6 protein-coding genes, 1 tRNA gene and 3 rRNA genes are annotated in these 10,437 nt (G+C 48.3%); 2 read left to right on the forward strand and 8 right to left on the reverse strand.

Annotated elements, in window-relative coordinates; translation table 11 throughout:
• Positions 1-37 precede the first annotated feature (37 nt).
• The 4 genes from rrf to BN2373_RS01475 form a co-directional block, all read right to left on the reverse strand.
• Positions 38-154 (reverse strand): 5S ribosomal RNA (gene rrf, locus BN2373_RS01460).
• A gap of 57 nt (positions 155-211) precedes the next feature.
• Positions 212-3,273: ribosomal RNA gene (locus BN2373_RS01465) — 23S ribosomal RNA — on the reverse strand.
• A gap of 85 nt (positions 3,274-3,358) precedes the next feature.
• Positions 3,359-3,431: transfer RNA gene (locus BN2373_RS01470), tRNA-Ala, on the reverse strand.
• Between the two features lie 189 nt (positions 3,432-3,620).
• Positions 3,621-5,149: ribosomal RNA gene (locus BN2373_RS01475) — 16S ribosomal RNA — on the reverse strand.
• The 16S, 23S and 5S rRNA genes sit together here with 1 tRNA gene alongside, the layout of an rRNA operon.
• 380 nt (positions 5,150-5,529) lie before the next feature.
• Between BN2373_RS01475 and BN2373_RS01480 the strand changes: the two genes are divergently transcribed.
• Positions 5,530-6,048 (forward strand): hypothetical protein, encoded by a 519-nt coding sequence (locus tag BN2373_RS01480; protein ID WP_154826102.1) that lies wholly within the window; start codon positions 5,530-5,532, stop codon positions 6,046-6,048.
• 13 nt (positions 6,049-6,061) lie between these two features.
• Positions 6,062-7,105 carry a hypothetical protein gene (locus BN2373_RS01485; protein ID WP_053942428.1) on the forward strand — a complete coding sequence of 348 codons (1,044 nt, stop codon included), beginning with the start codon at positions 6,062-6,064 and terminating at the stop codon, positions 7,103-7,105.
• A gap of 57 nt (positions 7,106-7,162) precedes the next feature.
• Here the strand turns inward: BN2373_RS01485 and whiA are convergent, their stop codons facing one another.
• Genes whiA through murB form a run of 4 tightly spaced genes read right to left on the reverse strand, consistent with a single transcriptional unit; the run spans position 7,163 to position 10,373 of the window.
• Entirely contained in the window at positions 7,163-8,101 is a 939-nt protein-coding gene (whiA, locus tag BN2373_RS01490; protein WP_082337957.1) for a DNA-binding protein WhiA, read from the reverse strand.
• Positions 8,102-8,107: 6 nt separating this feature from the next.
• A complete protein-coding gene (locus BN2373_RS01495) occupies positions 8,108-8,506 on the reverse strand; it encodes an NUDIX hydrolase (RefSeq protein ID WP_053942430.1) in 399 nt (132 codons plus the stop codon).
• Positions 8,507-8,566: 60 nt separating this feature from the next.
• Positions 8,567-9,436, reverse strand: a complete 870-nt coding sequence (gene rapZ / locus BN2373_RS01500; protein WP_053942431.1) for an RNase adapter RapZ — start codon at positions 9,434-9,436, stop codon at positions 8,567-8,569.
• Positions 9,437-9,449: 13 nt separating this feature from the next.
• Positions 9,450-10,373 carry a UDP-N-acetylmuramate dehydrogenase gene (murB, locus tag BN2373_RS01505; protein WP_053942432.1) on the reverse strand — a complete coding sequence of 308 codons (924 nt, stop codon included), beginning with the start codon at positions 10,371-10,373 and terminating at the stop codon, positions 9,450-9,452.
• Positions 10,374-10,437 lie beyond the last annotated feature (64 nt).

The raw sequence follows: 10,437 nt of genomic DNA on the forward strand, positions 1-10,437 counted from the left end.
AAAGCAAAACCCGAGAGCGATTGCTCTCGGGCTTCTTATTTGGCGATTTCCTACTCTCCCAGGTCGTCTCCAACCAAGTACCATCGGCGTGAAGAGGCTTAACTGCTGTGTTCGGAATGGGAACAGGTGGATCCCTCTTGCTATCATCACCATATGAAGAATGAACACCTCATTCTTGTTTCACCTTAACCTCAAATAGTAAAAGATATTTCTGGTCAAATTCACGAGTAATTAGTATCAGTCAGCTTCATGCATTACTGCACTTCCACCTCTGACCTATCAACCAGATTTTCTACCTGGTCTCTTTCGGAAATCTCATCTTGAGGGGGGCTTCGCGCTTAGATGCCTTCAGCGCTTATCCTGTCCAGACGTAGCTACCCAGCGGTGCCCTTGGCAGAACAACTGGTAAACTATCGGTCTGTCCACCCCGGTCCTCTCGTACTAGGGGCAGCTCCTCGCAAATTTCCTACGCCCACGCTGGATAGGGACCGAACTGTCTCACGACGTTCTGAACCCAGCTCGCGTACCTCTTTAATGGGCGAACAGCCCAACCCTTGGAACCTGCTCCAGCTCCAGGATGAGACGAGCCGACATCGAGGTGCCAAACACCCCCGTCGATGTGAACTCTTGGGGGGTATAAGCCTGTTATCCCCAGGGTAGCTTTTATCCGTTAAGCGACGGCACTTCCACTCGCAACCGCCGGATCACTAAGTCCTGCTTTCGCACCTGCTCGAGTTGTTGCTCTCGCAGTCAAGCCTGCTTCTGCCTTTACACTCATTGAATGGTTTCCGTCCATCCTGAGCAGACCTTTGAACGCCTCCGTTACTCTTTGGGAGGCGACCGCCCCAGTCAAACTGACCAACTGACAGTGTCCCCGGTCCGGATCACGGACCTAGGTTAGAACTCTAGTCCTTAAAGGGTGGTATCCAAAAGGCGACTCCCTAGCAGCTGGCGCCACTAGCTCACAGTCTCCCACCTATTCTGTACATTAAAAACCAAAGTCCAATGTCAGCCTACAGTAAAGCTCCATGGGGTCTTTCCGTCCTAGCGTGGGTAACCCGCATCTTCACGGGTACTACAATTTCACCGGATCCTTTGTTGAGACAGCGCCCAAATCGTTACACCTTTCGTGCGGGTCGGAACTTACCCGACAAGGAATTTCGCTACCTTAGGACCGTTATAGTTACGGCCGCCGTTTACTGGGGCTTAAGTTCAACGCTTCGCTTGCGCTAACGCTTCCCCTTGACCTTCCAGCACCGGGCAGGTGTCAGCACCTATACTTCGTCTTACGACTTCGCAGATACTTGTGTTTTTGGTAAACAGTCGCTTGGGCCGATTCACTGCAGCCATACGATTCGTCGAACGTGAAGTTCTATTTTTATATGGCACTCCTTCTCCCGAAGTTACGGAGTCATTTTGCCGAGTTCCTTAACAAAGGTTCTTCCGCGCGTCTTAGAATTCTCATCTTGCCAACCTGTGTCGGTTTTGGTACGGGTGCTCTTACTCTCGATAGCGTCTTTTCTCGGCAGCCGGGCATCAGAGACTTCCCTACTTATTTTTCGGTCCCCATCAGATCTCAGCACCATTCGGCGGATTTACCTACCGAACTCGCCTACCTCCTTGGACAGGCTCTACCTTTCGCCTGCTTCCCTTAGCCTTCTGCGTCAACACTTCTCTCAAACGAGTAAAAACAGTTCCGGAATCTCCACCGGATATCCATTGCCTACGCCCTTCGGCCTCAGCTTAGGTCCCGACTAACCCTGAGAGGACGAGCCTTGCTCAGGAATCCTTCGGCTTTCGACGGGCGAGATTCTCACTCGCCTTCTCGCTACTCATGCCAGCATTCTCTCTTGTATGCCCTCCACAGTGGGTTATCCCTTCTGCTTCAATGCACATACAATGCTCCTCTACCGATTGTCAAGACAAAAAGTATTCTGTTCACTTGCACGTTTCTTGTGAATCTCTCTTGCGTGAAATTGCATTAATTCAATAAAGATAACTTGCTTCTTACCTCAATCTCTTTAACGCGTTTTCGTTGTAGAAATTTGACTTCGATATTTCTAGTCTTCACAATCCGTAAGCGTGTTGAACAAAATACTTTTTGTCTCGATCAATCCCGTAGCTTCGGTATCATGTTTAGCCCCGTGTATCTTCGGCGCCGCTCCACTCGACCAGTGAGCTATTACGCACTCTTTCAATGCATGGCTGCTTCTAAGCCAACGTCCTGGTTGTCTAAGTAGAATGACCTCCTTTTCCACTGAACATGATTTAGGGACCTTAGCTGACGGTCTGGGCTGTTTCCCTTTCGACTATGAAGCTTATCCCACATAGTCTAACTCCCATGGATAATAAACGGAATTCGAAGTTTGATAGGTGTTGGTAGGATATATCCCCCGCGACCATTCAGTGCTCTACCTCCCTTTATCTTCCTCATGAGGCCCACCCTAAAGTGGTTTCGAGGAGAACCAGCTATCTCCGGGTTCGATTGGCTTTTCACCCCTAATCACAAGTCATCCAATGCGTTTTAAACCGCACCTGGTTCGGTCTTCCATAGAATTTTACTTCTACTTCATCCTGCTCATGACTAGATCACCCGGTTTCGGGTCTATATCCGCAAACTCTCGCGCTATTCACACTCGGTTTCCCTCCGGCTCCGCCCCTGTAGGGCTTAACCTCGCTTACGAATATAACTCGCTGGCCCGTTCTACAAAAAGTACGATATCAGGGTGCATGACCCCTCTATCTGCTTGTAAGCACAAGGTTTCAGATTCTCTTTCACTCCCCTTCCGGGGTTCTTTTCACCTTTCCCTCACGGTACTTGTTCACTATCGGTCACATGGTCGTATTTAGGCTTAGGAGGTGGTCCTCCCATGTTCCCACCAAATTTCTCGTGTTCGATGGTACTCTGTCGTGACAACGGCAAAACCTTTCAGTTACAGGACTTTTACCTTCTTTGGTTCTTCTTTCCAGAAGATTCGCCTGGGTCTCTTTCGTCTTCTTCACTATCGGCCTCTTTCCCCTTCGCTCGCCGCTACTAAGGAAATCGCGTTTGCTTTCTTTTCCTCCGGTTACTGAGATGTTTCAGTTGGCCGGGTGTCCCCTCCTACCGTTATGGATTGGCGGTAGGATGACAGGTTCTTCACCTGCCGGATTGCTCCATTCGGAAACCCACGGATCACTGTCTTTTGGACTCCCCGCGGCTATCGGTGCTTGACCGTCCTTCGTCGGCGCCATGTGCCAAGGCATTCGCCTCGTGCTCTTCTCGATTTGACCAGAAATATCTTTTACTATTCGATTGTCAAGGACCACATCGAAGGTCTTAACCTCTGATGAAAAAACCCTTCATGATGAAGGGTTATGGAGATGAAGAGAATCGAACTCTTGACCCCCTGCTTGCAAGGCAGGTGCTCTCCCAGCTGAGCTACACCCCCACGTCGCCTCGGACGCGATTAGCAATCAATAAACTTATGATTTTCGGTCTCTCGACCATTTTGTCTGCTCCAAGAATTGTTCGTAAGCTTTCGCGAATTCGGTTTCGGTACTTCTTCATCAGTTACCTGACGCCTTTTCCCTTGCCTTCCTTCTCGTATTTCTTACTCACCTTCTCAAGCTTTCCTTAGAAAGGAGGTGATCCAGCCGCAGGTTCTCCTACGGCTACCTTGTTACGACTTCACCCCAGTCATTGATCCTACCTTCGGCGCCTGCTTCCTTGCGGTTCGCTCAGCGACTTCGGGTATTACCAACTTCCATGGTGTGACGGGCGGTGTGTACAAGACCCGGGAACGCATTCACCGTGGCATGCTGATCCACGATTACTAGTAACTCCGACTTCATGGAGGCGGGTTGCAGCCTCCAATCCGAACTGAGATTGGTTTTCTGCGATTCGCTTGACCTCGCGGTCTCGCTGCGCTTTGTTCCCAACCATTGTAGCACGTGTGTAGCCCAAGACATAAAGGGCATGATGATTTGACGTCGTCCCCACCTTCCTCCGGTTTATCACCGGCAGTCTCGTTAGAGTCCCCAACTTTACTTGCTGGTAACTAACGACAGGGGTTGCGCTCGTTGCGGGACTTAACCCAACATTTCACAACACGAGCTGACGACAACCATGCACCACCTGTAGAACAGCTCCGAAGAGACGGTGTATCTCTACACCCATCCGTTTTATGTCAAGCCTTGGTAAGGTTCTTCGCGTTGCGTCGAATTAAACCACATGCTCCGCTACTTGTGCGGGTCCCCGTCAATTCCTTTGAGTTTCACACTTGCGTGCGTACTCCCCAGGTGGAGTGCTTAATGTGTTAACGGCGGCACCGAGGTTTGACCCCCGACACCTAGCACTCAGCGTTTACGGCGTGGACTACCAGGGTATCTAATCCTGTTTGCTCCCCACGCTTTCGTACCTCAGCGTCAATATGTGTCCAGACAGTTGCTTTCGCCATCGGTATTCTTCCTAATCTCTACGCATTTCACCGCTACACTAGGAATTCCACTGTCCCTTCCACTATTCAAGCCTACCAGTTTTCAACGCTTGCCGAGGTTGAGCCCCGGGCTTTCACGTCAAACTTAATAGGCCGCCTGCGTACCCTTTACACCCAATCATTCCGGACAACGCTCGCCCCCTACGTATTACCGCGGCTGCTGGCACGTAGTTAGCCGGGGCTTCCTCCTGGATTACCGTCATTATCTTCGTCCAGGACAGAACTTTACAATCCGAAGACCTTCTTCGTTCACGCGGCGTCGCTGCATCAGAGTTTCCTCCATTGTGCAAAATTCCCCACTGCTGCCTCCCGTAGGAGTCTGGGCCGTGTCTCAGTCCCAATGTGGCCGTACACTCTCTCAAGCCGGCTACTGATCATCGCCTTGGTAGGCCGTTACCCTACCAACCAGCTAATCAGACGCAAGGCCATCACACACCGATAAATCTTTGACCTCTCCTTCATGCGAAAATGAGGTGTCATGGGGTATTAATAGTCGTTTCCGGCTGCTATCCCCCTGTGCGTGGCAGGTTCCTTACGTGTTACTCACCCATCCGCTACTGTCCTCTCTCTATCTTCTCCCTAAGGATCCGGCAAAGAGATTCTCGTTCAACATGCATGTGTTATGCACGCCGCCAGCGTTAATCCTGAGCCAGGATCAAACTCTCAAATAATTTCGAGAGTCATATTCTGACTCGAAAAGTTGATTAATATAAATGTGATACTCAAAGTCATTCACGTATTCTTTTGTAAAAGGTTCGTGACCACTTTTTTTGAAGTGATCGTTGTCTATTGTATCGTGCTTCTTAATCTCTGTCAAGCTTTTTTAACATTTAATTTACTCGATTTTCATCAGTCCTTTAAATGCCTTGCTTGAGGGATCTCTAAGCGCGACTTGTATATACTACCACCCCATCTCAGTCCTGTCAAACTTTTTTACTGTAAATTGTATATAAAAACCTTTACATATCCTTGAATAAGAGTACAATTAAATTAGAGGTGCGGATCCCGCTAAGAATCCTTGATGACATTCAAGGAGAAAGGGGATAATCCCATGAAAAAATTCTTTGCTTTTCTACTCTCCACATGTTTAATTGTAACTATTTTCAGTGCGAATCCAGTTTATGCCAAAAACGAAGGTAAACCCGGTTGTGAATTGCTTGGTCCTGTGTGTCAGGAATATAGTTATTACCAAGCTCGTTCTACCCAGAAAAAAATTCCATATTCTGTAACTACTCATATGGCAAAGAACAATACCGGTACTACTCAGAGCATAAGTGTATCCGCAACAAGAACTATTTCATTTACAGGTAGTGCGAGAAGCTCGGCAGAAGCTAATTTTATTGCCGGATCCATTGGAGTTAGTGCTGAAGTAGGATATGGCAATACTTCTTCTAAAACTTTTCAAGCCACAACCAATGTCCCACCATATACCACCTATTATTGTGACACGGGATCTTACCTTGCAAAAACCACAGGAAGTATCGTTAAGGTTGATCATCAATGTAATAAAACCTATCGGAACGTGAATATTAGTCTTACTACAGGCCAGTTTGCCGAATGGTATAAATAAAGAGGAGAAAACCATGAAAAAAAAGTCTCTACTCCTCATAGCTCTTCTCCTGATATTGGGAGGGCCCTTTCTCGTAAAATGTACATCTGGCCCTTCCGGTCAGGTGAATGCTGACCCCTCAAAAAATCCTGGTGCTCCTCTCCCCGCAAAATCTATCGTTTCACAGATTCGTATTTTGGAGGTTAATACAGATAAAGAGGGAAAAACTTACAAAGCACGGGTTGAAACCACCCCGGTCAAGGCTATGGAAAAGTTGATCCAGGACGGGAAGGTCAACGGAAGTTTTAAGGTTAAAGTGAGCGGTATAATGAGGGAAAAAAACAAGGATAAAGATTATGTCCTCAAGCCCACTGAAGAGAACATGGTCTTAGATTTTTCTGAAGAAAAAATCTTCGACCTTTCCTTTAAAAATGATGAAGCTAATTTCCCCCTTAATGAACTGGGATTCTTTGAAATTAAGTTTGATTTTGAGGAAAACCTGGAGAAACCTCTAAAGGATGCTTACTACTATATCGCTGACTTGGTCCATAACACTGAGGGAGCCCCCAAGTTGTCTGAAGAATCAGGGAGTGAAAAAAATCCATCAGGCCAAACTAGCTCGTCCGATGAACCCAGTGCCCTTCCGGTACGAAGTCTGGTGTCACGAATTTCCTTAGAGGAGGTCCGGTATAGTCCCGACAAGGATACCTTCGTGGCTAAAATGCTTATTGAGATTCCGGAAGCTTTGAAAGATCTTATTAAAGATGGTTCTGTCCCAAAAGACATCAAGGCAAAGGTGGCAGCAATGATCAACCTGAAAGATGATCATTCGTCTTATCCACTGAAGTCAACTGAGGAAAAAGTAACCATTGATTTAGATAAAAATGAACCCTTAGAACTCTATTTCACAACAGATCATAAAGAACTCTTGGATCAAATGGAGTCCTTTGCTGTAAACCTCCTCTTCCTGGAAGATAAGGCAAAGACCGGTGAAGATCCCTTGGACATCACAGCAAGCTTAATTCCGGATGAAAGCATAAATAATTTTATTGAGGATTCGACATTACTTAACAAATAATACAAATGACTACAGGTTTTCATGAATCAGGCCTGACCGGTTTTCGGTCAGGCCTTTTTACTTGTCGGCATCCAATTCCTCTGCCATTTTCAAAATTTTCTTCATCCTGTGGTTGACGCCCGACTTCCCCAGCTTGGGCTGGAGACCTTCCCCGAGTTCTTTTAGGGAGGCGCTGGGATTTCTCAGTCGAGCCATGGCCACTTGCTGGAGGGGAAAATCCAGAGCATCCAGGCCGATCGTTTTGGAGATGAGGTCGATGGCATGGATCTGCTTGGCGGAAGCTTCCACCAACTTGTCATAGTTGGCGGTTTCGGCATTGGCCTGGCGGTTGATGGCATTGTTGACTTCTTTAAAGGCTTTGGCGTTTTCCAGGCGGAGCATGGCCTTGTTTGCTCCGATGTCGACCAGGAAATCGGAGATATCGTCCGAGTTCTTCATATAGAAGACGGTGTCATCCTTCCGGTCCGTCCACTTGAAGTCCAGCCCCTGAACCCGGGCAACGTGACGGAAGATCTCAATTTGTTTATTCCGGCTGATAAGGACTTCCAGGTGGTAGGACTTCTCCGGGTCGACAATGGATCCGGCGGCCAGGAAGGCCCCTCGGAGATAAGCCTTGGCATTTTGTGGATTGGATAGGCGGGAGAGGATATCCTCGGTTGTCTCCATTTCCCCGCCCATGAGGTCAAAGCCGGACTCTTCCAGGAAGGGTTGGAGGATGGGGTCGCCGAACTGGGTCAGGTAGATGGGCTTCAGTTGGAGGCCCTGGTTTTGTTGGACAACGACCGGGAGGTCCTGTCGGTAGAGGATGCGGACCAGGAGGGTGACCCGGGTAATCACATCCGGATGCTCGGAAAAAAAACGCAGCTGGGGGCCATCTGCTGTCAGGGCCACGGCTGCATTAAATCCGGCTAAGGCGGAAAGTTCCAAAAGAGCTTGGATTTTTGAGGGAACTTTCAGCTTGCATAATTCCTCTTTCACATCATAAGAATACGTCAATGACCGTCACCTCTCCTTCTTAAAAGCAGACCGAACCATAGACCGCTCACTATCATGTCGGAGAAGACTTTCCGCTTTTTCCCAGGGCACAAAGGTGGAAATACAAAAGCCTTCTTCCTGCTGAGGAAGGGGCTTGCCTCCTGTCCAACGCATGGAATAATAATGGACCTTCTTGTGGACAATCTCCTTGTTATGGAGGCGGAAATTATAGCGGACAAAGCCGATATACTTGATGATTTCACAATCCAATCCGGACTCTTCCTTAACCTCACGAATGGCAGTTTCCTGCAGAGTCTCCCCTTCTTCAACCCTCCCCTTAGGAAGAACCCAATCCCCTCGGAAGCTCCGAAGGAGAAGGGTCGATCCCTTATACATAATCACTCCCCCTGCAGAGATCTCCTTCATTTTGGCCTCCTTTCCTCCAATGACAATCCATTCCCTCTTACATCTCAATAACCCGGCCGGTTATTGATCTGTCTTCCATAACATCCTATCCCGGTGGTAGACCTTAACTTTATTTCCCCTGTCTTTCAGGATTTTTCCCATAACATCCGCAAGGGCAACAGAGCGATGTTGGCCGCCTGTACAGCCTATGCCGATAACCAGGGCTCTCTTTCCCTCTTTTATGTAAAAAGGAATTAAAAATTCCAGGAGATCGGAAAATTTTTCAATAAAAATCTTAGCTTCTTCTGAAGCCATAACAAAGGATGCCACCTCCGGATCCTGACCTGTTTTCCCTTTTAATTCCGGAACATAATAAGGATTAGGAAGAAAGCGAACGTCCATAACCAAGTCCGCGTCCAGAAGGATCCCATGTTTGTAGCCGAATGAGGTAATTGAGATGAGGAGAGAGGCGTCTTCCCGATTTTCCAGGTAATGGACATCAATTTTTCGCTTGAGTTCACCCAAGGTGAGGTCTGAGGAGTCAATGATAAGGTCAGCTCGCCGGCGAAGGGGAACTAAAACCGACTTCTCCCGCTGGATCCCGTCGTAAATGTTCCCCATCTTGTCCAGGGGATGGGGTCGACGTTTCTCCTTGTAGCGACGGATGATAATTTCATCCCTGGCCTCCAGATATAGGACTGAAAGCTCTGCTCCGCGATCGGTGAGCTTATCCAGCATATTTTTCAGCTGGTCAAAAAACTCTCGTCCCCGAATATCCACTCCTACCGCCACCTTGGAGATGGGGTCAGAAGATTTTTGGGCTAAGGTGATAAAGGGGTCCATGAGCTGGGGCGGAAGATTATCCATACAATAATACCCCATGTCCTCAAAGATACGGAGGGCAGAAGACTTCCCTGCCCCGGACATACCGGTAATGATGACAATCTTCAAGGCTTCCCCCTTCCTAGTCTTCTCGCTTATCTACGCCGATGATCCGAACTTCCGGCTCCAGGTCAATGCCAAACTGAGCTTTGACTTCTGTTTGAACTTTTTCGATCAGGGCAAGGACATCTGATGCCTTAGCATGACCCCGGTTGATCATAAATCCACAGTGTTTTTCCGACACCTGGGCATCCCCCACAGAAAGGCCCCGAAGTCCTGCCTGGTCAATCAAGGCCGAAGCATATCCTCCCTTAGGTCGCTTGAATACGGAACCGGCGGAATAATGGTCCAGGGGCTGCTTGGTTGTCCGTCGATTTGTGTAGTCTTCATAAGCGGCTTGAATCTGTCGAGGATCGCCCTCCTTAAGCCGAAAGACTACTTCCGTCACCAGCATCCCTTCGGTCATCATCCGAGAAGTTCGGTGTCCCATATCCATATCGTCAACAGTAAGAGTAACCAACTGTCCATCCTGTGTTACCGCTCGAATGGATTCCACCACATCCTTCATTTCTCCCCCGTAGGCTCCGGCATTCATATAGACTCCCCCACCAACGGATCCCGGGATGCCTGATATTTCTTCCATTCCGGTCAACCCTGCCTCAAAGGAAAGGAAGGCGACATCGCGAAGACTGGCCCCCGTCTGTGCGGTGATTATGTTCCCTTCAATGGTGATGTCCGAATATAGTCGGTTAAGAAGGATGACGACGCCCGGTATCCCTCCATCCCTGATCAGGAGGTTGGACCCTCTACCAATAATATAGTAGGGAATAGCCTCTGAACGAAGGTAACGATAGGTGCGGAGAAGCTCTTTCTCCCCTGTGGGTTCAATAAGGAGATCACAGGGACCTCCGATATGAAAGGTGGTATAGCGGGATAAAGGGGCATTTTCTTTGGTCAATCCATAAGCCCCGTTTGTTAACTCATCGATCTGATAGGTTTTTAGCATAAAAATCTCCTCTCGCTTCGCCTTTTTTATACCCTAGTCCACTCTTTTTGACCATTATTTTTCC

Origin of the sequence: Kallipyga gabonensis (assembly GCF_001286805.1) — a bacterium.
Classification (GTDB): domain Bacteria; phylum Bacillota; class Clostridia; order Tissierellales; family Peptoniphilaceae; genus Kallipyga; species Kallipyga gabonensis.